We start from the raw sequence: 22,123 nt of genomic DNA, 5'->3' as shown, positions 1-22,123 counted from the left end.
GCCGCAGCCCGTACGCCCGCGTGATCCCCCCGCCCGGCCGCCCGGCCGCCCGGCCGCCTGACCATCCGGCCGCCTGACCGGCTGACCGCCCGGGACCGTTCCGGCCCCGCCTACGCCCGGGCCGGCTCCAGGACGTCCGCGAGCTCCTCCAGGAGGCGGCGCTTGGGGCGGGCGCCGACCATGGACCGGACGGGCTCGCCGGACCGGAACACCATCAGGGTCGGCATCGACAGGACGCCGTACCGGGTGACCGTCTCCGGGTTGGTGTCCGCGTCGATCTGGACGACCTTCAGCCGGCCGGCCTCCTCCCGGGCCACGGCGCTCAGGACCGGGGCGAGCTGGCGGCAGGGGCCGCACCAGTCCGCGGTGAACTCCAGGAGGACCGGCAGGCCGGCGCCAAGCACCTCCGTCTCGAAGTCGGCGTCGGTGACCTCGGCCACGCCTTCCGCTCGGATCATCGTCCTCGTCCTCCCGTTGTCAGGGGTCCCGTTGTCGGGGGTCCGGGCGCGCTCTCGCGTCCGGTGGGGTGTTCGTGGCCCAGTTGGCAGAGCGGCTCGGGGCCGCCCGGCAGTTCCGCCTCGGCCCGCAGCAACTGCGCGCCGACCTGGGCGCGCACGGTCCGCAGTTGGTCGATGAGCCCGTCGAGCTCGGCGAGCTTGCGCCGGTAGACGGCGATCGACGCGGGACACGCGTCGCCCGCCGGGTGGCCGGCCCGCAGGCACTCCACGAACGGCCGGGTCTCCTCCAGCTCGAACCCGAAGTCCTGCAGGGTCCGGATCTGCTGGAGGAGCCGCAGGTCGTCCTCGTCGTAGTCGCGGTAGCCGTTCTCCGTGCGCCGTGCGGCCAGCAGGCCCCGGGACTCGTAGTAGCGCAGAGTCCGCGTGGTCGTGCCCGCCCGCTCGGCCAGCTCGCCGATTCTCATGTCCCCGAACGTAAGCCTTGACGCCGACGTCAAGGCAAGCAGGGAGGGCTCAGGTCCACTCCCGGAGCAGCGGGAGCACCTGTTCCTCCTCGTACGCGAAGTGCTCCTCCAGCTCCTTCGCGAGCCGGTCGAACTCCCCGCGCAGCGCCGCCGGGTCCGCCTCGTCGAGGCGGGCGAGCAGGGTCTGGAGCTCGTCGAGGGCCCGGGCGACCGTGGCGTGCTCGGCCGCGAGGCGGTCGAGGGCGCCGGCCTTCTCCGGATACTCCCGGGCGAGGTACGGGAAGAGCCCGGCGTCCTCGCCGCCGTGGTGGACGGCGAGGGCGGAGCAGAAGGTGAGGCAGTGCCGGCGCAACCGGACCGTGAGGCCGGGGGCGTCCGCGGTACGGGCGCCGATGCCTGCGCGCAGGGCCGTCAGCTCGCCCCGGAGCCAGTCGTGGATCGCGACCAGCTCGTCGGCGAGGGCGTCGAGCCGGGTGGGCGGGGTGAAGCTGGAAACCGGGTCGCGGTAGAGGGCGACGACGGGCAGGATCCGGTCGGTGGCCTGCTGGTAGTCGGCGTAGCCGGGGGCGGCGGCGACCACCTTCGCGAAGAGCGCGTCGCGTTCGGGGCCGGTGGCGGCGACGGCGGTGCCCTGCCAGGTGTCGATGCCGCCCGGGGCGTCCGCGTCCGGGATCTCCACGGTGACCCGGGGGTTCGCGAGGAGGTTGCGGTACCAGTCGGGGTGCCGATGGGAGCCGCCGGCGGAGCCGACCACGAGGAGGCGTTCGCCGTCCGGGCCGTCCGGGTCGCCGTCGCGGACGAAGCCGAGCGGGGTGGTGTGCGGGTTTCCGGACCGGGCGCCGGTGGTGGTGAGAAGGAGGAGCACCCATCCTTCGAAGGGGCCGCCGAGGCGGCCGGCGTGGGTGCGGAACTCGTCGATGATCTCGGTGTTGAAGTGGAGAGGCAAAGCCGTCCCAACTGTCCTCGTGCCTCCATGTCTCCGCTTTCCAGCGCGGACCGACACGCGACGCGAGTTGCCTCATCTCAACGGGGCGCCCGGGAAGTTGTCAAGCGCCGGGCGGGAGCAGCGGTTTCCGCTCGACCGGCGAGGACAGCACGACGGAGGTGGTGGTGCGGCCGAGGGCGGAGGTCTGTTCCAGGATCTCCTCCAGGTGGACGGTGTCGGTCACGGCGACCTTGAGGATCCAGCAGTCCTCGCCGACCACGTGGTGGACCTCGCGGATCTCGGGGCGGGCGGTGAGTTCCAGGGTGCGGGGATGTCCGAGGGTGTAGCCGCCGTGGGGGTCGACGCGGATGAACGCCTGGATGCCGTAGCCGAGGCGGGCGGGGGCGACGTGGGCGCCGTAGCCGGTGATCGCGCCGCAGCCCTCCAGGCGGCGGACCCGCTCGGTGACGGCGGCGGGGCTGAGCCGGACGCGGCGGCCGAGCTCGCTGAGCTTGATGCGGCCGTCGCTCTGGAGGAGGTCCAGGATCTGCCGGTCGATGGGGTCGAAGGCGCCCGCCGTCGTTTCGACGGTGGCGGGGCGTGGCTGCCGTGGTTCCTTCGGTGGGACGGCCTGGACTCCCATGATTCCCCCTTCAGTTGGCGTGCGCACAACGTAACACTTGAGCCATGGACGTTTTGATCATCGGCGGCAACCGCTATTTCGGAAAGCGCCTGATAACGCGACTGCTCGACGCCGGACATCGGGTGACCGTGTTCAATCGCGGCTCCTCGCCCGCTCCGGAAGGGGTCGTTCCGCTGGTCGCGGACCGGAATGACGAGGCCGCGCTGGAAACGGCGCTCGCCGGGCGGACTTTCGACGTCGTGGTCGATCAGGTCTGTTACACCCCGCGCCAGGCGGACATCGCCCGCAGGGTTTTCGCCGGGCGCACCCGGCGCTATGTGATGACCTCGACGGTGGAGGTGTACGCGTACGAGGACTCCGCGACCCCGGTCACCGAGGACGTGCTCGACCTGGCCGCGCAGCCGGTGGACCTCGGACTTCCGTGGGAGGACCCCGCGTTCCTGGAGGAGCACTACGGGGAGGGGAAGCGGCAGGCGGAGGCGGTGTTCGCGGCGGCCGGTACGGCCTTTCCGTGGGCCTCGGTACGGGTGGCGCACGTGCTGGGCGGCGCCGACGACTTCACCGGGCGGGTCGCGCACTACGCGGAGCGGATCCGCTCGGGCAGTCCCGTCGCGGTGCCGGTGGTGAACCGGCCGGCGACCTATGTGTACGTGGAGGAGATCGCCGCGTTCCTCGCCTGGGCGGCCGTCGGGACCGAATTCACCGGACCGGTGAACGCGCATTCCCACGGTCCGCTGACGACGGCGGACATCTGCCGGGAGATCGAGCGTCTGGTGGGCGGCCGGACGGTTTTCCGGAAAGTGGAGGTGGGCGAGGTGTCGCCGTTCTCCTTCGCCCGCGCCTACGCGATGGACAATTCCCGGGCCGAGGGGCTCGGATTCCGCTTCTCGCATTCCTCGGAATGGCTGGGAACGGCACTCGCCGAAACGCTCACCGCGAGCCCCGCCGAGACGCCGGCGGGCGACGCGACGGAGGTGGAGGTCTGATGCGGTACCGCATGCTCGGCGACACGGCCGTCAGCGCGATCGGGCTCGGTGCGATGCCGCTGTCGATCGAGGGCCGGCCCGACGAGGCCCGCGCCCTCGCCACCGTCCACGCCGCCCTGGACGCGGGCGTGACCCTGCTGGACACCGCGGACTCGTACCACCCGCCGACCGGGGAGCCGGGTGAGAACGAGCGGTTCCTCGCCCGCGCCCTCGCCTCCTACGGCGGCGACCGGGACGCGGTGCTCGTCGCCACCAAGGGCGGGCGGGGCCGGAGCGCCGACGGCGGCTGGACGGTCGACGGCCGCCCGGAGCACCTGCGGCGGGCGGCCGAGGCGTCCGCGCGGCGGCTCGGGCTGCCGGCCATCGGCCTCTACCAGCTCCACAAGCCGGACCCGGCCGTGCCCTACGCCGAATCGCTCGGCGCGATACGGGAGTTGCTGGACGCGGGGACGGTCCGGCTGGCCGGAGTCTCCAACGTGGACCGGGAGCAGATCCTGCTGGCCCGGGAGATCCTGGGCGAGCGTCTCGTCTCCGTACAGAACCGCTACTCGCCGGCCGTCCGCGACGGCGAGGCGGAGTTGCGGTTGTGCGCGGAGCTCGGCCTCGCCTATCTGCCGTGGAGTCCGCTCGGCGGCATCTCCCGCAGCTCCCTCGACGGCGCCTCCGCTCAGGAGGCGGATCCCCGCTTCGGCGCCTTCCACCGGGTGGCGCGGGCCCGCGGGGTGAGCCCGCAGCGGGTGGCGCTCGCCTGGCTCCTGGCCCGCCCGGGGACGGTCGTCCCGATCCCGGGCGCGAGCCGCCCGGAGACCGCCCGCGACTCGGCCGCGGCCGCGGAACTGGTGCTGACCGAGGAGGAGTTGGCCAAGCTAGGCGAGTGAGGTGGAGGGGCGCGGCGCTGTCGAAAGGGAGACCGCGCGGAGCCTGCCGAGGAACGAGGGAGGCGAGCACGGCCGACCGTCGACAGCGACTGAAGCGCCCCGGAGGCGAACCGAGCCACAAAAAAAGGGGAAACGCCCCCGGCGCTCGTGCGCGCGGGGGCGTTCCGCGACCGGGGCCCGGATCCGGCTCAAGGCCCGGGACCCGGGGCTCGTCAGACGCCGGCGCGGGCCTTCTCGTCGCCCTCGTCGGCGCGCTGGTCGGCGCGCCGGCCCGCCATCGCGGACGGGTCGGCGGGATCGGCGGGGGCGCCGTGGCCGTCGTCGACCAGGGTGGTCTCGTCGAAGGGGACGCGGCCGGCCAGCACCTCGGTCACCCGGACCTTGTCGATCTCCTTGGTCCAGGTGCCGACGAGGACGGTGGCGACGGCGTTGCCCGCGAAGTTGGTGAGGGCGCGGGCCTCGCTCATGAAGCGGTCGATGCCGACGATCAGGCCGACGCCGTCGACCAGTTCGGGGCGGTGCGACTGGAGGCCGCCGGCGAGGGTGGCGAGGCCGGCGCCGGTGACGCCCGCCGCACCCTTGGAGGCGATGATCATGAAGACGAGGAGGGAGATCTGCTCGCCGATCGACAGCGGGTCGCCCATGGCCTCGGCGACGAACAGCGAGGCCATCGTCAGATAGATCGCGGTGCCGTCCAGGTTGAAGGAGTAGCCGGTCGGGACGGTGATGCCGACCACCGGCTTGCTGACGCCCAGGTGCTCCATCTTCGCGATCAGGCGCGGCAGCGCCGACTCCGAGGAGGAGGTGGAGAGGATCAGCAGGAACTCGCGGCCCAGGTACTTCAGCAGGGTCAGGATGTTGACGCCCGCGACGAGGCGCAGCAGCGCGCCGAGGACCACGAAGACGAACAGCGCGCAGGTGACGTAGAAGCCGATCATGATGACGGCGAGGGACTTCAGGGCGTCCACGCCAGTCGCGCCGACCACGGCCGCGATGGCGCCGAAGGCACCCACCGGGGCGGCCCACATGATCATGGCGAGGATGCGGAAGACGAGCCGCTGGATGTGCCCGATGCCGCGCAGCACCGGCTCGCCGGCCGCGCCCATGGCCTGGAGCGCGAAGCCCGCGAGGAGCGCGACGAGCAGGGTCTGGAGCACCTCGCCCTCGGTGAAGGCGGAGACCAGGGTCGTGGGGATGATGCCGAGGAGGAAGTCGGCCGTGCCCTCGCTCGCGCCCTCGGCCTGCTTGGCCCCGGCCTCGGCGAGGTCCTTGGTGAGGTGCAGGCTCGAACCGGGCTCCAGGAGGTTGCCGACGAGCAGGCCGATGGCGAGGGCGACGGTCGACATCACCATGAAGTAGCCGAGGGCGAGGCCGCCGACCGCGCCGACCTTGGCGGCCTTGCGCACCGAACCGACGCCGAGCACGATCGTGCAGAAGATGATCGGCGAGATCATCATCTTGATCAGATTGACGAAGCCGGTGCCGAGCGGCTTCAGCTCGACGGCGACTCCGGGCGCCAGGAAGCCGACGGCGATGCCGAGCAGGACGGCGCCGATCACGGCCAGATACAGATAATGGGTGCGGTCCCGTCGTGCGGCCACGGGGTCCTCCTCGTACTCAGGGGTGTCCACGTCCCGGTGGATCCCCGCGACTATCCACCAGCCTGTGACCCGGGTCACCCTTGCGTGCGTTTCGTTCACGGCCGACGCGTTCGTCTCGTTCCAGGAACGATTCGGGTACGCGGTTCGGGGTCCCGCCGCCGGGCCCGGCACACTTGCTCGCATGCGCCTCCACCTGCCCCGACCCCGCAGCCTCGCGGCGCAGCTCTTCGCGATGCAGGTCGTGCTGGTGGCCGCCGTCGTCGCGGGCTGCGCGGTCTTCGCGTACGTGACGGACCGCGCCCAGGCGGAGGAGACCGCGCGCCGCCAGTCGACGGCGACCGCGACGGCCGTCGCCGAGTCGCCCGCGGTGGTGGCGGCGGCCCGTTCGGCGGACCCGACGGCCGCGCTCCAGCCGTACGCGGAGGCGCTGCGGCTTCGCTCCGGCGTCAACTTCGTGGTGATCATGGCACCGGACGGGACGCGCTGGACGCACCCGGAGCCGGAGCAGATCGGCCGGACGTACCTCGGGCACATCGACCCGGCCGTGCGCGGCGAGACCTTCTCCGAGACCCACATGGGCGTGCTCGGCCGCTCCGTCCGCACGGTCGCGCCGGTCGTCGACCACGAGGACGGCGGCCGGGTGATCGCCCTGGTCAGCGCCGGCATCACGATCGAGAAGATCAGCGAGCAGGTGCGCGAGCAGGTCACGGCGCTGCTCGGCATGGCGGGCGCGGCCCTCGCGCTCGGCGGCGCCGGCACGTACGTCATCAACGCCCGGCTGCGCCGGCACACCAAGGGCATGAACGCGACCGAGCTGAGCCGGATGCACGACTACCACGAGGCCGCGCTGCACGCGGTGCGCGAGGGCCTGGTGATGCTGGACGGGCAGCGCCGGATCGCGCTGATCAACGACGGGGCGCGGGAGCTGCTCGGCCTGGCCGGGCCGGACGGCGACGAGGTCGTCGGCCGGCCGGCGGCGGAGCTCGGGCTGCCGGCCTCGCTGACCGGGGCGCTCCTCGCCTCGGAGCCGCGGGTGGACGAACTGCACCTGACCGACGAGCGGGTGCTCGTCGTCAACACCCGGCCGGTGGTGGGAGGCGAGCGCCGTGGCACCGTGGTGACGCTCCGGGACCGCACCGAACTCCAGGCGCTCTCGGGCGAGCTGGACTCCGAGCGCGGCTTCACGGAGGCCCTGCGCTCCCAGGCCCACGAGGCGGCGAACCGGCTCCACACCGTGGTCTCGCTGATCGAACTGGGCCGCGTCGACGAGGCCGTCGGCTTCGCCACGGCCGAACTGGAACTGGCCCAGGCCCTCACCGACCGCGTGGTGACCGCCGTCGGCGAACCGGTCCTCGCCGCCCTCCTCCTCGGCAAGGCCGCGCAGGCCAACGAGCGCGGCGTCGAACTGACCCTGACCGACGACAGCCGCATCGACGACGGCGTCCTGCCGGTGTCCCTGCCCTCCCGCGACCTGGTGACGATCCTCGGCAACCTGATCGACAACGCGGTCGAGGCGGCGGGCGACGGCGCGGCGTCCCCGCCCCCGGTCGGCGCGGTCGGCGCCCGCGGGGTGGGGGCGCTCCGGGAGGCGGCCGCGGACGGGGGCAGGGGCGCCCGGGTCACCGTGACCGCGCTCGCCGAGGACGGGGAGCTGCTGCTCCGGGTCGGGGACAGCGGGCCCGGGGTGCGGCCGGAGGACCGGGAGGCCGTGCTCGACCGCGGGTGGTCCACCCGGGGGCCCGGGCGCGGGCTCGGGCTCGCTCTGGTGCGGCAGGCCGTGACCCGTGCCTGCGGCAGCCTGACCCTCGCGGAGTCCCCGCTCGGCGGCGCGGAGTTCACGGTCAGGCTGCCGCTCGCGGCGACCGCCCCGCGGCGGCCCGCCGTGGAGGTGCGGGCATGAGCGACACCGGCCGGGACATCCGGGTGCTCGTGGTCGAGGACGACCCCGTCGCCGCCGACGCGCACGCCCTGTACGCGGGCCGGGTGCCCGGCTTCGCCGTCGTGGGGGTGGCGCACTCGCGGGCCGCGGCCGTGCGGCTGCTCGACCGGACGCCGGTGGACCTGATCCTGCTCGACCTGTACCTGCCGGACGGGCACGGGCTGCACCTGCTGCGCGCGCTGCGCGCCGCCGGGCACGCGGCCGACGTGATCGCGGTGACCTCGGCGCGGGACCTGGCGATCGTGCGGGAGGGCGTGTCCCTCGGGGTCGTGCAGTACGTCCTGAAGCCGTTCACCTTCGCCACCCTGCGCGACCGGCTGGCCCGGTACGCGGAGTTCCGGGCGACGGCCGGCGAGGCGTCCGGCCAGGACGAGGTGGACCGGGCGCTCGCGACCCTGCGCGCCCCGCAGCCCGCCGCGCTGCCCAAGGGGCTGAGCGGACCGACCCTGGAGGCGGTGACCCGTTCGCTGCGGGCGGCCCCCGAGGGCCTGACCGCGGCGGAGGCGGGCGCGGCCGTCGGGATCTCGCGGATCACGGCCCGCCGCTACCTGGAGCACCTGGTCACGGCGGGCCGGGCGGCCCGCGCCCCGCAGTACGGGCAGATAGGGCGCCCGGAGCTCCAGTACCGTTGGCTCAGCGCGGCCGAGGGGCCCCCGCGCGGTTACTGATCAGTTCCGAGGTTCCTACGACCCTCAGGCTTTGGGTGAACGCACCGTAGCCAATGATCACACTCCGCACCTACGGTGACGGCGTGCACCAACCCTCTCCCCCCTTCCACGCCCTCGCCGCCCGCCGTCTGCGCGAGGGCCTCGGTATGGGCCCCGAACACGTCGCCTACGGCCTGCGGGCCCAGTACGGCCTGTACGTCACGCCCGAGACCGTCGTCGCCTGGGAGCGCGGCCGGCTCGCTCCCACCTCGCAGGAGCTGACCGCTCTCGCCGGCGTGCTGTGGTGCTCCCCCGCCGAGCTCCTCGCCACCGCCACCACCCTGCGCGAACACCGGATGGCCCGGGGCCTCGCCCCGGAGGACCTGGCACGTCGGGTGGGCCTGGACCCGGCCGCGTATCTGCGCATGGAGGAGTCGGGGCGCTGGCGCGGCAACGAGCGCCAGACCGCCGCCCTCGCCGAGGTCCTCGGCCTCGGCCCGCGCGCGCTGCTCACCGCGACCGGCGGCGACCGGCAGCTCGCCGAGCTGCTGCGCGACGCCGCCACGACCCGCTGGCAGGCGTATGTGAAACCGGTCGTGAAGCTGCTGCCGCTGCCGAAGCGGACCGTCGAGAACGCGCTCCAGCGCCTGCACGCCGACTACCACGCCAAGGTGACCGCCAGCAGTAGCTGGGGCGCCTCGGGTGCGACGGCCGAGACGGGCCGCGCGTATCTGGACGAGATCACCGAGCACTTCTGGGCCGCCGTCGGCCCCCAGGGGCCCTAGGGGTGTGTCTCAGGCACCCTCCCTCCGGTCGAAGCTGAAGAGCTGGCCGCGGGCGTCCGGGGTGCAGGGGGCCTGGGCCAGGCGGGACCACTCGGCCGTGCGGTCGCCGACGACGGTCACACAGGTGCCGGGGGTCGCGGAGCCGGCCGGGACGATGCGGTAGCCGGTCACGGGGGTGCCGTGCGGCTCCAGGGTGAAGCGTTCGACGCGGCTGGGGTCGCCGCACTCGGAGTCCTCGAGCGCGGCGTCGGGTATCCGGCCGCCGGAGGGGATGCCGGAGCAGCCGGGACCGAAGTCGGGGTGCCGCGAAACGATCCGCCAGTGGTCGCCGGGGAGCTTCTTCAGCTCGTACGCGGGAAGGTCGGCACCCGCGCAGGCGCGCTGGTGGATCTGGCCGCTCCTGCTGCCCCGCCGTTCGTTCAGGCACAGGTCGGAGCCGATCACCCGGATGTGGACCGGACCTTCGGCGGGGGCGGTGAGCGCGGGCGGGGTGCGGTGGGCGGGGGTGTCCTCGCGGAGGAAGGCGACGACGCTGAGCGTGGCGACGACGAGGCCGGCCACGCCGGTCACGGCGACCAGGGCGCGGTGCAGCCGGGAGCGGGGCCCGGCCGGAGCCTCCGGGGTCCCGGGGTCGTGCGTGTCGGCGGGCGGCTCCTCCCCCTCGGCCCCGGGCCACACCGGCGGCGCCTCCTCGGCGGCCCCGGCGGTTTCGGCGGTTTCGGCCACGGCGGCCTCCGTTCCGGCTCCGGCGGTTTCGGCGGTTTCGGCCACGGCGGCCCCCGTTCCGGCTCCCGTCCCCGCGGCCCCGACCGCCACCGCCCCGGCCGTCGCGGGGGCCTGCGCCGCCCGGTCCGGCTCACCCGCCGGCCGCTCACCCGCGACCCGCTCGTCCGCCCCCGGCTCGTACCGTCCGGGCTCGTACGCCCCCCTGGTCGCGAGCTCCTTCCGTACCGCCTCCCATTCCTGTGCCGCCCCCGGCCCCACCCCGCACGCGCGCACGAACGCGGCGAGGAGCTCCTCGCGCGGGACGGTCGTGCGGGCCAGCATGTTGGCGACGGTGGAGCGGGGCAGCACGTCTCCGCGCGCGTCGGCGCGGGCGGCCAGTTCGCGGTAGGTGAGACCGGACCAGGTCCGCAGGGCCTGGAGCCGCGCGATGAACTCGGCCGGGTTCCGTGCCTCCCGAGGATCGGGAGCCGTCCTCCCCGTGGTCATGCGCGCCGCTCCCCTCCGCCGGGCCCCGGCCCGGACCGGGTCGGGACATGTCCGGGACAGGCTCAAGCCTTGTCGATCCCGGCGCCGGGCTCAAGCATGGATTCGGCCCCGATCGTCCACGGGGGGGGACGATCGGGGCCGGTGACGGGGGACCACCGGGGCCTCGGTCAGAAGACCGACTCGGCCTCGCGCATCCGGTCCGCCGGGACGGTCTTGAGCTGGGTGACGGCCTCGGCGAGCGGCACCATCCGGATGTCGGTGCCGCGCAGCGCGGTCATGTTGCCGAACTCGCCGCGGTGCACGGCCTCCACCGCGTGCCAGCCGAAGCGGGTGGCGAGCACCCGGTCGTACGCGGTCGGCGTGCCGCCGCGCTGGACGTGGCCGAGGATGACGGGCCGGGCCTCCTTGCCGAGGCGCTTCTCCAGCTCGTACGCGAGGGCCGTGCCGATGCCCTGGAAGCGCTCGTGGCCGAACTGGTCGATGGCGCCCTTGCCGTAGTCCATGGTGCCCTCGGCGGGGTGGGCGCCCTCGGCGACGCAGATGACGGCGAACTTCTTGCCGCGGGCGAAGCGCTCCTCGACCAGCTTGACCAGGTCGGCCGGGTCGAAGGGCCGCTCGGGCAGGCAGATGCCGTGGGCGCCGCCGGCCATGCCGGACTCCAGGGCGATCCAGCCGGCGTGCCGGCCCATCACCTCGACGACCATGACGCGCTGGTGGGACTCGGCGGTGGTCTTGAGCCGGTCCATGGCCTCGGTGGCGACGCCGACGGCGGTGTCGAAGCCGAAGGTGCGGTCGGTGGAGGAGATGTCGTTGTCGATGGTCTTCGGGACGCCGACGACGGGCACGCCCACCTCGGAGAGCATCCGGGCGGCGGTGAGGGTGCCCTCGCCGCCGATGGGGACGAGCGCGTCGAAGCCGCTCTTCTCGATCAGTTCCTTGGCGTTGTCGCAGGCCGCGCGGAAGCGGTCGCGCTCCAGGCGGGAGGAGCCGAGAATGGTGCCGCCGCGGGCGAGGATGCCGCTGACGGCGTTCAGGTCGAGGGGGCGGTAGCGCCCGTCGAGCAGGCCCGCGTAGCCGTCCTCGAAGCCGATGACCTCGTCGCCGTAGTGGGTCACGGCCCGGTGCACGATCGACCGGATCACCGCGTTCAGGCCGGGACAGTCGCCGCCCGCTGTCAGAACTCCGATGCGCATGGTGACGTGTCTCCTGCTCGGGTAGTCGTACGTGTGAGCCGCGTCGATTCTCACACGGTCTCCGGGTGCGGGCGCGCTCTCCACGGCCCGCGCGTCCGGGGCCGCGGGGCCCTCCGAGGCCCTTCGTCCCATGGATTCGGGCCCTTCGTCCGGCGGGCGTCGTATCGATCTGCGGGGGTATTGTCAAGAGGGCATTGCCACCCTATCGGGGTTTTTTGAACACACTCGATTGACGCCGGAGTGGTGCCCGATGACACCTGAACGACTTCGAAGGACACAGGAGAACACGGCGTGACGCGCAGCGTGTACGTGACCGGGATCGACCGCGGAGACGGCCGCCAGGTCGTCGAGCTGGGAGTCATGGAGCTCCTGACCCGCCAGGTGGACCGGGTGGGGGTGTTCCGTCCGCTGGTGCACGACGGCCCCGATCGCCTGTTCGACCTCCTGCGGAGCCGCTACCGGCTGAGCCAGGACGCCGCCACCGTGTACGGCATGGACTACCACGAGGCGTCCTCGCTCCAGGCCGAGCGGGGCACCGACGAGCTGGTGTCCCGGCTGGTGGACCGCTTCCACGCGGTCGCCCGGGACTACGAGGTCGTCCTCGTCCTCGGCACCGACTTCGCCGCCACCCAACTGCCCGACGAGCTGGCGCTCAACGCGCGGCTCGCCAACGAGTTCGGCGCCTCCGTGATCCCCGTGGTCGGCGGCAAGGGCCAGCCCGCCGAGTCCGTGCGGGCCGAGGCCCGCAACGCCTTCCGCGCCTACGACGGCCTCGGCTGCGACGTGCTCGCGATGGTGGTCAACCGGGTCGCCGCCGAGGACCGGGCCGCGATCGGGGAGCGGCTCTCGGCCCGGCTGCCGGTGCCCTGCTACGTGCTGCCGGACGACCCGAGCCTCGCCGCGCCGACCGTCGCCCAGATCACCCACGCGCTCGGCGCGACCGTCGTCCTCGGCGACGACGCCGGTCTGGCCCGCGACGCCCTGGACTTCGTCTTCGGCGGCGCGATGCTGCCGAACTTCCTGAACGCGCTGACCCCGGGCTGCCTGGTGGTCACCCCCGGGGACCGGGCCGACCTGGTCGTCGGCGCGCTCGCCGCGCACTCGGCCGGCACCCCGCCGATCGCCGGTGTGCTCCTGACCCTCAACGAGCGGCCCAGCGACGAGATCCTCACCCTGGCCGCCCGCCTCGCGCCGGGCACCCCGGTCATCTCCGTCCCGGGCAACAGCTTCCCCACCGCCGCCGAGCTCTTCGCCCTGGAGGGCAAGCTGAACGCGGCCACCCCGCGCAAGGCGGAGACCGCCCTCGGCCTCTTCGAGCGCCATGTCGACACGGCCGAGCTGCTCGGGCGGCTCTCCGTGGCCCGCAGCGGCCGGGTCACCCCGATGATGTTCGAGCACGAGCTCCTGGAGCAGGCCCGCGCCGACCGCCGCCGGGTCGTCCTGCCCGAGGGCACCGAGGAGCGGGTGCTGCGCGCCGCCGACGTGCTGATCCGGCGCGACGTCTGCGACCTGACGCTGCTCGGCGACGTCGAGGCCATCCGCAGGAAGGCCGCCGACCTGAGCGTGGACCTGCGCGACACGCAGTTGATCGACCCGCAGACCTCGGAGCTGCGGGACTCCTTCGCCGAGAAGTACGCGGCGCTGCGCGCCCACAAGGGCGTCACCGTGGAGCTGGCGTACGACGTGGTGTCGGACGTGAACTACTTCGGCACCCTGATGGTGCAGGAGGGCCTGGCCGACGGCATGGTGTCCGGCTCGGTGCACTCCACGGCGGCGACCATCCGCCCGGCCTTCGAGATCATCAAGACCAAGCCGGACGCGCGGATCGTCTCCTCCGTCTTCTTCATGTGCCTGGCGGACAAGGTGCTGGTGTACGGCGACTGCGCGGTCAACCCGGACCCGAACGCCGAGCAGCTCGCCGACATCGCCGTGCAGTCGGCGGCCACCGCCGCCCGTTTCGGCGTGGAGCCGCGGATCGCGATGCTCTCGTACTCCACCGGCACCTCCGGCTCCGGCGCCGACGTCGACAAGGTGCGCGAGGCGACCAAGCTGGTCCGCGAGAGCCGGCCGGAGCTGAAGATCGAGGGCCCGATCCAGTACGACGCGGCCGTCGAGCCCTCCGTCGCGGCGACCAAGCTGCCCGGCTCGGAGGTGGCCGGCCAGGCCAGCGTGCTGATCTTCCCGGACCTCAACACCGGCAACAACACCTACAAGGCCGTGCAGCGCTCGGCCGGCGCGGTCGCCGTCGGCCCGGTGCTCCAGGGTCTGCGCAAGCCCGTGAACGACCTCTCGCGCGGCGCGCTCGTCAGCGACATCGTCAACACCGTCGCCATCACGGCGATCCAGTCCCAGAACCCCGCCCAGGGTCAGGAGCTCCCCGCATGACCGCCCCCACCCCGTCCCCCGCCCCCTCCCCCACGCGTGTCCTCGTCCTCAACTCCGGCTCCTCGTCGGTGAAGTACCAGTTGCTCGACATGAAGGACGGCAGCCGTCTCGCGGTCGGCCTGGTGGAGCGGATCGGCGAGCCGCGCTCGCGGCTGGTCCACACGCCGCTGCTGGGCGGCGGCGAGAAGCGTGAGCGGAGCGGGGCCGTCGCCGACCACGCGGCGGCCCTGAAGGCGGTCTCCGAGGAGCTGGCGGCCGACGGTCTCGGCCTGGACTCCCCCCAACTGGCCGCGATCGGCCACCGGGTGGTGCACGGCGGCCTGAGGTTCACCGCGCCGACCGTCATCGACGAGGAGGTGCTGGCCGAGATCGAGCGGCTGGTGCCGGTGGCGCCGCTGCACAACCCGGCGAACATCGTCGGCATCCGTACGGCGATGACGCTGCGGCCCGATCTGCCGCAGGTGGCGGTCTTCGACACGGCCTTCCACACCACGATGCCGGAGGCGGCGGCGCGCTACGCGATCGACGTGGAGACCGCCGACACGTACCGGATCCGCCGCTACGGCTTCCACGGCACCTCGCACGCGTACGTCTCCCGGGAGGCGGCGAGGCTGCTCGGCAGGGCGCCGGAGGAGGTGAACGTGATCGTGCTGCACCTGGGCAACGGGGCCTCCGCCTCGGCGGTGGCGGGCGGCCGGTGCGTGGACACCTCGATGGGGCTCACGCCGCTGGAGGGCCTGGTCATGGGCACCCGCTCGGGCGACATCGACCCGGCGGTGACCTTCCACCTCAAGCGGGTGGCCGGGATGACGACGGACGAGATCGACGCCCTGCTGAACAAGCGGTCCGGTCTCGTCGGGCTGTGCGGCGACAACGACATGCGGGAGATCCGGCGCCGGATCGACGAGGGCGACGAGCGGGCGGCGCTGGCCTTCGACGTCTACATCCACCGCCTGAAGAAGTACATCGGGGCGTACTACGCGGTGCTCGGCCGGGTGGACGCGGTGGTGTTCACGGCGGGGGTCGGTGAGAACGCGGCGCCGGTGCGGGAAGCTGCGATCGCGGGCCTGGAGGAGCTGGGCCTGGCGGTGGACGCCGACCTGAACGCCGTGCGCTCCGACGAGGCCCGGATCATCTCGCCGGAGTACGCGCGGGTGGCGGTGGCCGTCGTCCCGACCGACGAGGAGCTGGAGATCGCCCGGCAGAGCTTCGCCCTGGTGCAGGGCGCGCCCGAATCGACGTCCGGAGAAGTGAACGCCTGAGCGGCCCCCCGCCCATTTGTACTTTCCGCCAGACGGAATATTCCGCAGTGAAACAAACCGATAGGATCCGCCTCATGCGCCGTTCCAAAATCGTCTGCACGCTGGGCCCCGCCGTCGACTCGTATGAGCAGCTCAAGGCTCTCATCGAGGCCGGCATGAACGTGGCCCGTTTCAACATGAGCCACGGGACCCAGGCAGAGCACCAGGAGCGGTACGACCGCCTCCGCAGGGCGGTGGCGGACACCGGCCGCGCCGTGGGTGTGCTCGCCGACCTCCAGGGCCCCAAGATCCGTCTGGAGACCTTCGCCGAGGGCCCCGTCGAGCTGGTGCGCGGTGACGAGTTCACCATCACCACCGAGGACGTCCCCGGCGACAAGTCCATCTGCGGCACCACGTACAAGGGCCTGCCCGGGGACGTGTCCAAGGGCGACCAGGTCCTGATCAACGACGGCAACGTCGAGCTGCGCGTCGTCGAGGTCGAGGGCCCGCGGGTGAAGACGATCGTCGTCGAGGGCGGGGTCATCTCCGACCACAAGGGCATCAACCTGCCCGGCGCCGCGGTCAACGTCCCGGCCCTGTCGGAGAAGGACGTCGAGGACCTCCGCTTCGCGCTCCGCATGGGCTGCGACATGGTCGCGCTGTCCTTCGTCCGCAACGCCGACGACGTCAAGGACGTCCACAAGGTGATGGACGAGGAGGGCCGCCGGGTCCCCGTCATCGCCAAGGTGGAGAAGCCGCAGGCGGTCGAGAACATGGCGGACGTCGTCGCCGCCTTCGACGCCGTGATGGTGGCGCGCGGCGACCTCGCCGTGGAGTACCCGCTCGAGAAGGTCCCGATGGTGCAGAAGCGCCTCGTGGAGATGTGCCGCCGCAACGCCAAGCCGGTCATCGTCGCCACCCAGATGATGGAGTCGATGATCACCAACTCGCGGCCGACCCGCGCCGAGGCGAGCGACGTCGCCAACGCGATCCTGGACGGCGCGGACGCGGTCATGCTGTCGGCCGAGTCGAGCGTCGGCGCCTACCCGATCGAGACCGTCAAGACGATGTCGAAGATCGTCGCCGCGGCCGAGGAGGAGCTGCTCGCCAAGGGCCTCCAGCCCCTGGTCCCGGGCAAGAAGCCGCGTACGCAGGGCGGTTCGGTCGCCCGCGCGGCCTGCGAGATCGCGGACTTCCTGAACGGCAAGGCGCTCATCGCCTTCACCCAGTCCGGCGACACCGCCCGCCGGCTCTCGCGCTACCGGGCGCAGCAGCCGATCCTCGCCTTCACGACGGACGAGTCGACCCGCAACCAGCTCACCCTGAGCTGGGGCGTGGAGTCCTTCCTCGTCCCGTTCGTGGAGACCACCGACGCCATGGTCGACCTGGTCGACGCCGAGCTGCTGAAGCTCCAGCGCTACAACGCCGGCGACACCATGGTCATCACGGCCGGCTCGCCCCCCGGCGTCCCCGGCACCACCAACATGGTCCGGGTGCACCACCTCGGGGGCGGCGAGCGCGCCTGACGCCGCTCACCCCCGCGTGACCGTGGCCGCGTCCCCGTCGGGGACGCGGCCACGGTCGTGTGTGCGGGGCCACCGCGCTGCGGGGAGCCGTCGAGCCGTCAGTCGGGCTCGACGGTGTTGCGCAGGCCGGGGACCTTGAGGGTGCCGCCGAACTGACCGGCCTGCTTCACCGTTGCGTCGGAGAAGAAGGCGAAGGGCACGTTCAGCGGCGGCGGGGTCTGCGGGCTGAAGGTGACCGGGATGAGACCGAAGAGGTTGCCCTTCAGCTCCTCCGTGTACATGGTCACCGTGCCGCCGCGCATGGTGGAGGTCGAGCCCTTGTCGGAGCGGACGTGGCCGGTCAGGCCGTCGGAGTGGACGGTGAGCTGGTGCAGGTCCTTGATGTCGATCTCGTCCGCGGTGAACTTGAGGACCTTCTTGACCTTTCCACTGGCCGTCTTGACCTCGACGATGCCCTTGTAGTCCAGGCCGCGCAGGGTGAGCATCGTGGTCCGCAGGGTCCACGCCTCGTCGGGCAGGAGCGGCATGCCGGTCTCCAGCTCCGCCGCGGCGAGGGCCTCCGGGTCCGGCTCGGGGCACGGGAAGCGCGGCTTGGCGCCGTCCGGGATGTCCTCGTCCTTCTTGGCGTCGAGGCCCTTGGCGGAGTCGGGCAGTTCCTCGGTCGTCGCGCCGGCCTCTTCGGCGGCCTTCTCGATGGCCTCCTTGGTGCGGTCGGCGGCCTTGTCGACCGGGGCGGTGGTCTTCGGCGGCGTGCTGCCGGTGGGGGCGGGGGCGGGCGCGCCGGACCCGGTGGCGGTCGGCGTGGGCGTGGGTGTCGGGGCCGTCGTCCCGTCCGGTCCGTCGAGCAGGTCCTTGAGCGCGTCGCCGACGCCCAGCGGGTCGAGCGGGTTGACGGACTTCGTGGCCGTCGGGGTCGGCGAGGGCGTCGCCGTCGGCTCCTCGCGGACCGTCGTGCCGGAGGTCGCCGTCGGCTTCGGCACGGTGGTCGCGGAGGTCTCCGGGCCGGGCTTCTCGGTGGCGGTGGCGCTCGGGGTCGCCGTCGCGCTCGCCGTGGGCTTCGGGCTCGCCGTCTCCGCGGGCTTCGTGCTCTCCTCGGCCGTCGGTTCGTCCGAGCGGGTCACGCAGGGGCCGGGGGCGAAGGGGATGTCCTTCTCGTCGGCGAGGGCGAGCCGGGGGGCCAGGCCCATGCCCACGATCACCGCGGTCGGCATGGCCGCGAGAGCCATCGCCTTGCCCGCCGGCACGTGGATCTTGTTCAGGAAGGACTTGCGAGGGGCCGCGTGGCGCGGTCCTCTCGTCGTCCCGGCCGACTGTGTTTCGTCACCCCGCACTGTTCCTCCCGCCGTTGACTTCGATCGTCGTCTCGGCCACCGGCGCCTCGGAACCCTGCTGCGGGATCAGCGGCTGCGTCGTGCCGTCGTGCATGTGCGCGTGCTCGGCCGGGGCGGTGTCGAACGCGTCCGGGGCGTCGCCCTGCCCGGCGCCCGCCTCCGCGACCCCGGCGGCCCCCGCGGCCTCCGCGGCCTCCGCTTCCTCCGCGGCCGGTTCCGCCGGTGCCCACGAGGCGGACATGCCGCCGCCGATCAGGGCGAAGAGGAAGCCGACGACCAGGCCGCCGAAGTTCGACACGGGGATGGAGATGAGCCCCAGGACGATCGCCGCGACGCCCGCGAAGACCCGGACGACGGGCTGGAACCACATCGTCAGGCCGAGCGTGATGAGCAGGACACCGATGATCAGCGCGCCGGCGCCGGCCGTCGTCGCCATGGCGAGCGTGACGTTGCCGAGCCGCATGTCCCCGTACGGGAGGTAGGCGATCGGAATGCCGCCGATGATGGTGAACAGACCGGCCCAGAAGGGCCGGGTCTGCCGCCAGACACGGAACCGGTTCTCCTGGGGGACTCCGCTGGAAGCAGTGGACTCGGCGCTCATGGAAACAGCTCCCTGAAAGCGGTGTTGCTGAGAAAGAGGGTGAAAAAGGGGGCACGCGGTCGGAGCGGGTGGGGGCCGCGCACGACGGTCCCCCACCCTGAGGCGTCAGTCCTGGAGGGACCGCTGCCTCAGAAGCACTCGACCTTGTCGCCCTTGCCCCGGTGCAGGGACAGGTTGAGGTCGGGCAGCTTGAAGGTGCCGGCGGTGGTCGCCCACGCCTTCTGCTCGACGTTGGAGAGCTTCGCGACCTCGGCGCGCTGGCCGAAGCCGTACGGGTTCGCCTTGGTGTTGGGCTGGATGCCCGGCTTGCCCGGCGCCTTGGCCAGGTTGCCGGCGGCGACGCCGATGTCGATGTTGGTGAACTCGGCGTCGGTCTTGAGCGAGGAGACATCCAGGTAGATGTTCTTCGCGTAGACCTTGTCCTTGCCGGTTCCGGCCGTGAGCTGCAGCGTCACGTCGCCGACGAACGGGACGTGCGGGGTCACCACGGACTGGCACATGTTGGTGATCCACGCCTCGGAGAAGCCGGAGACCGCGACCGGAGCCGCGAAGTCCTTGCCCTCCAGGTCCTTGCCGACGTTCACGCTGCCGTACTGGACGAAGTCGTTACCGACGAGGCTGTCGGTTTTGACCTTGAACTCCTGGCCGGAGATGCTGAAGGACGCGGCGAGCGCGCCCTGGGCCAGGCCGACCCCGATCGCGGCCGTCGCGGCCACGCTCGGCACCATGACGACGGCGAACCGCTTCCATCTGGTCCCGCCACGAACCTGGGACTTCATGAGAATTCCTCCTTCTCGGACGTACATCTCCGGATGGGCCCAGGGCCCGTCCTGGGATGGGAGAAGTGCTACGTCCTCGGGAAGGAGAGCGCCGAAGGCTCAGGCGGCACGATGCGCGTCCGAATCACCGGCGATCACCCCCGAGCGACAACCACTGGCCACGCCGTGTGTGTGGCCGGATTGGACAGGCCCTGCCGGTCAGAGCAGGAACCCCCCTGTCCACGGCCGGCGACGCTGCCGCCGGCCCGCCCGGTGGGGACCCGCCGCCGCCCCGCCGGCGGGTTGCCGGGCTGGTGCGGTGTCGGACCGAGCGTCGCCGATCGTGGTCGATTCCGGGCGCCCGCACAAGGGGGTTCGTTACTCACTAGTAACGGCCTGATAACCCCGGCACGACAGGCTGCCGCCGGATGGCGACACAGGGTGCCGCCACCTGATGCGACAAAGAGCGATGAGGTCGGAGAAATCCGGACAGAAATCCAGGTTCGATTTACTGCAAGTAACAGCGGCCGCGATTACCAAGTTTTGGTAAAGCGCGGCCGCCGAATGTCACTGTGTCGCCAAATCGTCCCCGTACGGACGGGGCGGTCGGCTCAGTACAGGGCCCTCGCCAGGGCCTGGCGGGCCGTCGTCACCCGCGGGTCCTCGGGACCGATGACCTCGAACAGCTCGAGCAGCCGCAGCCGCGCCGCGTCCCGGTCCTCGCCCGCCGTACGGCGCACCGCGTCCACCAGCCGCCCGAAGGCGTCCTGGACATGACCGCCCACCAGATCCAGGTCGGCGGCGGCGATCTGCGCGGTGACGTCCGACGGGTCGTCCGCCGCCTTCTTGCGCACCTCGGCCGGATCCATCGCCTGCACCCGCTGGAGCAGCTCGGCCTGCGCGAGCCCGAGCTTGGCCTCCGGGTGACCCGGGTCGTCCACGAGGACGTTCTTGTACGCCTGGACGGCACCGGCCAGGTCACCCGCGTCGAGCGCGGACATGGCCGCCTCGAGGAGGGCGTCGTACGGACCGGCCGGCACGGAAGCCGCGGCGTGCGGGTCGGCCTCGGGGTCGACCTGGATGCCGGTGAGACCGAAGCGCTCCTCGGCGACCTGGACGAGCTGGTCGAGGGTCTGGCGGATCTGCGCCTCGGGGGCCGCGCCCTGGAAGAGCGGCAGCGCCTGGCCGGCGACCACCGCGAAAACGGCCGGAATTCCCTGGATGCCGAACTGCTGCATCAGCATCTGGTTGGCGTCGACGTCGACCTTGGCGAGCAGGAAGCGGCCGTTGTACTCGACGGCGAGCCGCTCCAGAAGGGGGCCGAGCTGCTTGCACGGCTCGCACCACTCGGCCCAGAAGTCGATGACGACCGGAACCTCGGCGGAACGCTGGAGCACCTCGCGCTCGAAGCCGGCCTCGTCGACGTCGATCACCAGGGCGGAGGGGGCGACGGCCGCCGTCCCGCCCTGCCGGGCCGCCTCGGCGCGCGCCTGCTCCGCCTTCGCCTTGGCCTCACCGGCCGCCTTCACCGCGGCGAGGTCGACGACGCCGCTCATGGACATGTTTCGGGGCTGCATGGCTACATCCTCCCCCTTCCGCGCGCGTAACCGGTAAGCGATGGCCGAACCGCGCCGCCCGCGGGCAGGACGACACGGTCTGCTGTTCGTACGCGCCGGGTCCCCACCCGGCGTGGTGCCGGGTCCCCACCCGGCGCTGTGGTTGTCGCGAGGGGCGTCGAGGGGCGAACCCCGAGCCTTTCGCTACGCGTCGTAGCGTAATCCCCAGGCCCCGATCTTGGGGAGACCCCGGGGGTGAACTGCCTCACACGACCGGCCTCTGGCGCAATACCTACCGGCGGGTATGGTCGACCTCCATGTGCAGCCGTACCCGCTCTCGCGCCCGCCCCGGACGCCCCCGTTCCGCCGAGGCCGACACGGCCATCCTGGAGGCGACCCGGGCGGCCCTGGTGGAGCTGGGCTGGTCCAGGCTGACCATGGGAGACGTGGCGTCCCGGGCCGGGGTCGCCAAGACCACCCTCTACCGGCGCTGGAACAACAAGAACGAGCTCGTCGTCGACGCCGTCGCCGTCCTCTTCGATGAACTCCGGCTGCCCGACCTCGGTTCCCTCCCGGCCGACATCGAGGACGTCGTCCTCCAGTTCGCCGCGCTCCTCGAACGCCCCGAGACCAAGACCGCCCTGATGGCCGTGGTCGCCGAGTCCACCCGCGACGAGCCGCTGCGCGAGCGCATCCGCGCCTCGATCGTGGACCGCCAGAAGCGCCTGGTCCTGGAGGGCCGGCAGCGCGCCCAGGAGCGCGGCGAGCTCCCCGCGGAGCGCGACCCGGCGACCGTCGAGGCCGTCGACGACCTGATCTTCGACGTGGTCGCGGGCGCGGTGGTGCACCGGGCCCTGGTGAGCGCCGAACCGGTGGACCAGGCGTGGGTGCGCCGCCTGACGGCCCTGCTGCTCGGCGGTCTCACGGCGGCGGCCGAGCTGTAGACACCGGCCCCCCCGGAAGAGCCTCGGACGAGTCCGGGCGACGGACACAC

At 72.6% G+C, this 22,123-nt stretch carries 20 protein-coding genes; 9 read left to right on the top strand and 11 right to left on the bottom strand.

What is annotated here, in order from left to right:
• Positions 1-110: 110 nt before the first annotated feature.
• The 4 genes from ABZ135_RS16035 to ABZ135_RS16020 all read right to left on the bottom strand — a co-directional run bounded on the left by ABZ135_RS16035 (position 111) and on the right by ABZ135_RS16020 (position 2,490).
• Complete coding sequence (locus tag ABZ135_RS16035) at positions 111-458, bottom strand: thioredoxin domain-containing protein (protein ID WP_356696036.1); 348 nt, start codon at positions 456-458, stop codon at positions 111-113.
• On the bottom strand, positions 455-922 hold the full coding sequence (locus tag ABZ135_RS16030) for a MerR family transcriptional regulator (protein WP_356696034.1): 468 nt from the start codon (positions 920-922) through the stop codon (positions 455-457). The genes ABZ135_RS16035 and ABZ135_RS16030 overlap by 4 nt, the downstream gene beginning before the upstream one ends.
• A gap of 49 nt (positions 923-971) precedes the next feature.
• Positions 972-1,868 carry a nitroreductase/quinone reductase family protein gene (locus ABZ135_RS16025; protein WP_356696032.1) on the bottom strand — a complete coding sequence of 299 codons (897 nt, stop codon included), beginning with the start codon at positions 1,866-1,868 and terminating at the stop codon, positions 972-974.
• A 100-nt stretch (positions 1,869-1,968) separates the two neighbouring features.
• Entirely contained in the window at positions 1,969-2,490 is a 522-nt protein-coding gene (locus tag ABZ135_RS16020; protein ID WP_356696030.1) for an Lrp/AsnC family transcriptional regulator, read from the bottom strand.
• Positions 2,491-2,534: 44 nt separating this feature from the next.
• Here ABZ135_RS16020 and ABZ135_RS16015 point away from each other — a divergent pair, with 44 nt between their 5' ends.
• Entirely contained in the window at positions 2,535-3,476 is a 942-nt protein-coding gene (locus tag ABZ135_RS16015) for an NAD-dependent epimerase/dehydratase family protein (protein WP_356696028.1), read from the top strand.
• Complete coding sequence (locus ABZ135_RS16010; RefSeq protein ID WP_356696026.1) at positions 3,476-4,354, top strand: aldo/keto reductase; 879 nt, start codon at positions 3,476-3,478, stop codon at positions 4,352-4,354. Before ABZ135_RS16015 ends, ABZ135_RS16010 begins: the two co-directional genes overlap by 1 nt.
• A 212-nt stretch (positions 4,355-4,566) precedes the next feature.
• On the opposite strand, the gene ABZ135_RS16005 is transcribed toward ABZ135_RS16010, so the two are convergent.
• A complete protein-coding gene (locus tag ABZ135_RS16005; protein ID WP_356696024.1) occupies positions 4,567-5,985 on the bottom strand; it encodes a cation:dicarboxylase symporter family transporter in 1,419 nt (472 codons plus the stop codon).
• A gap of 151 nt (positions 5,986-6,136) precedes the next feature.
• Between ABZ135_RS16005 and ABZ135_RS16000 the strand changes: the two genes are divergently transcribed.
• The 3 genes from ABZ135_RS16000 (at position 6,137) to ABZ135_RS15990 (ending at position 9,326) form a co-directional block, all read left to right on the top strand.
• Positions 6,137-7,855 carry a sensor histidine kinase gene (locus ABZ135_RS16000; protein WP_356696022.1) on the top strand — a complete coding sequence of 573 codons (1,719 nt, stop codon included), beginning with the start codon at positions 6,137-6,139 and terminating at the stop codon, positions 7,853-7,855.
• Positions 7,852-8,562, top strand: coding sequence for a response regulator (locus tag ABZ135_RS15995; RefSeq protein ID WP_356696020.1), 711 nt, complete (start codon positions 7,852-7,854; stop codon positions 8,560-8,562). Before ABZ135_RS16000 ends, ABZ135_RS15995 begins: the two co-directional genes overlap by 4 nt.
• Positions 8,563-8,708: 146 nt before the next feature.
• Entirely contained in the window at positions 8,709-9,326 is a 618-nt protein-coding gene (locus ABZ135_RS15990) for a helix-turn-helix domain-containing protein (protein WP_356696171.1), read from the top strand.
• 9 nt (positions 9,327-9,335) lie between these two features.
• Here the strand turns inward: ABZ135_RS15990 and ABZ135_RS15985 are convergent, their stop codons facing one another.
• Positions 9,336-10,538 (bottom strand): helix-turn-helix transcriptional regulator, encoded by a 1,203-nt coding sequence (locus ABZ135_RS15985; protein ID WP_356696018.1) that lies wholly within the window; start codon positions 10,536-10,538, stop codon positions 9,336-9,338.
• Between the two features lie 167 nt (positions 10,539-10,705).
• Positions 10,706-11,731 carry a 6-phosphofructokinase gene (locus tag ABZ135_RS15980; protein WP_356696016.1) on the bottom strand — a complete coding sequence of 342 codons (1,026 nt, stop codon included), beginning with the start codon at positions 11,729-11,731 and terminating at the stop codon, positions 10,706-10,708.
• Between the two features lie 291 nt (positions 11,732-12,022).
• On the opposite strand from ABZ135_RS15980, the gene pta reads away from it, so the two are divergent.
• From pta to pyk, 3 genes are all read left to right on the top strand, one after another.
• Positions 12,023-14,116, top strand: a complete 2,094-nt coding sequence (gene pta / locus ABZ135_RS15975) for a phosphate acetyltransferase (RefSeq protein ID WP_356696014.1) — start codon at positions 12,023-12,025, stop codon at positions 14,114-14,116.
• Positions 14,113-15,378 (top strand): acetate kinase, encoded by a 1,266-nt coding sequence (locus ABZ135_RS15970; protein WP_356696012.1) that lies wholly within the window; start codon positions 14,113-14,115, stop codon positions 15,376-15,378. Before pta ends, ABZ135_RS15970 begins: the two co-directional genes overlap by 4 nt.
• 74 nt (positions 15,379-15,452) lie before the next feature.
• Positions 15,453-16,883, top strand: a complete 1,431-nt coding sequence (gene pyk / locus ABZ135_RS15965; protein WP_356696010.1) for a pyruvate kinase — start codon at positions 15,453-15,455, stop codon at positions 16,881-16,883.
• A 98-nt stretch (positions 16,884-16,981) separates the two neighbouring features.
• Here the strand turns inward: pyk and ABZ135_RS15960 are convergent, their stop codons facing one another.
• The 4 genes from ABZ135_RS15960 to ABZ135_RS15945 form a co-directional block, all read right to left on the bottom strand.
• On the bottom strand, positions 16,982-18,214 hold the full coding sequence (locus ABZ135_RS15960) for a hypothetical protein (protein ID WP_356696008.1): 1,233 nt from the start codon (positions 18,212-18,214) through the stop codon (positions 16,982-16,984).
• The gene (locus ABZ135_RS15955) at positions 18,204-18,815 is read right to left on the bottom strand and encodes a DUF6114 domain-containing protein (protein ID WP_356696006.1); all 612 of its coding nucleotides are present in this window, start codon (positions 18,813-18,815) and stop codon (positions 18,204-18,206) included. The genes ABZ135_RS15960 and ABZ135_RS15955 overlap by 11 nt, the downstream gene beginning before the upstream one ends.
• Positions 18,816-18,943: 128 nt before the next feature.
• Positions 18,944-19,594 carry a DUF6230 family protein gene (locus ABZ135_RS15950; protein WP_356696004.1) on the bottom strand — a complete coding sequence of 217 codons (651 nt, stop codon included), beginning with the start codon at positions 19,592-19,594 and terminating at the stop codon, positions 18,944-18,946.
• 590 nt (positions 19,595-20,184) lie between these two features.
• Positions 20,185-21,150 carry a tetratricopeptide repeat protein gene (locus ABZ135_RS15945; protein ID WP_356696002.1) on the bottom strand — a complete coding sequence of 322 codons (966 nt, stop codon included), beginning with the start codon at positions 21,148-21,150 and terminating at the stop codon, positions 20,185-20,187.
• 296 nt (positions 21,151-21,446) lie between these two features.
• Here ABZ135_RS15945 and ABZ135_RS15940 point away from each other — a divergent pair, with 296 nt between their 5' ends.
• Complete coding sequence (locus tag ABZ135_RS15940; RefSeq protein ID WP_356696000.1) at positions 21,447-22,073, top strand: TetR/AcrR family transcriptional regulator; 627 nt, start codon at positions 21,447-21,449, stop codon at positions 22,071-22,073.
• Positions 22,074-22,123: the final 50 nt, after the last annotated feature.

The organism is Streptomyces sp. NPDC006339, from assembly GCF_040612775.1.
Taxonomy (GTDB): Bacteria; Actinomycetota; Actinomycetes; order Streptomycetales; family Streptomycetaceae; genus Streptomyces.
Note: the sequence above shows the minus strand (reverse complement) of the source record. Positions and strands in the feature narration are given on the sequence as shown.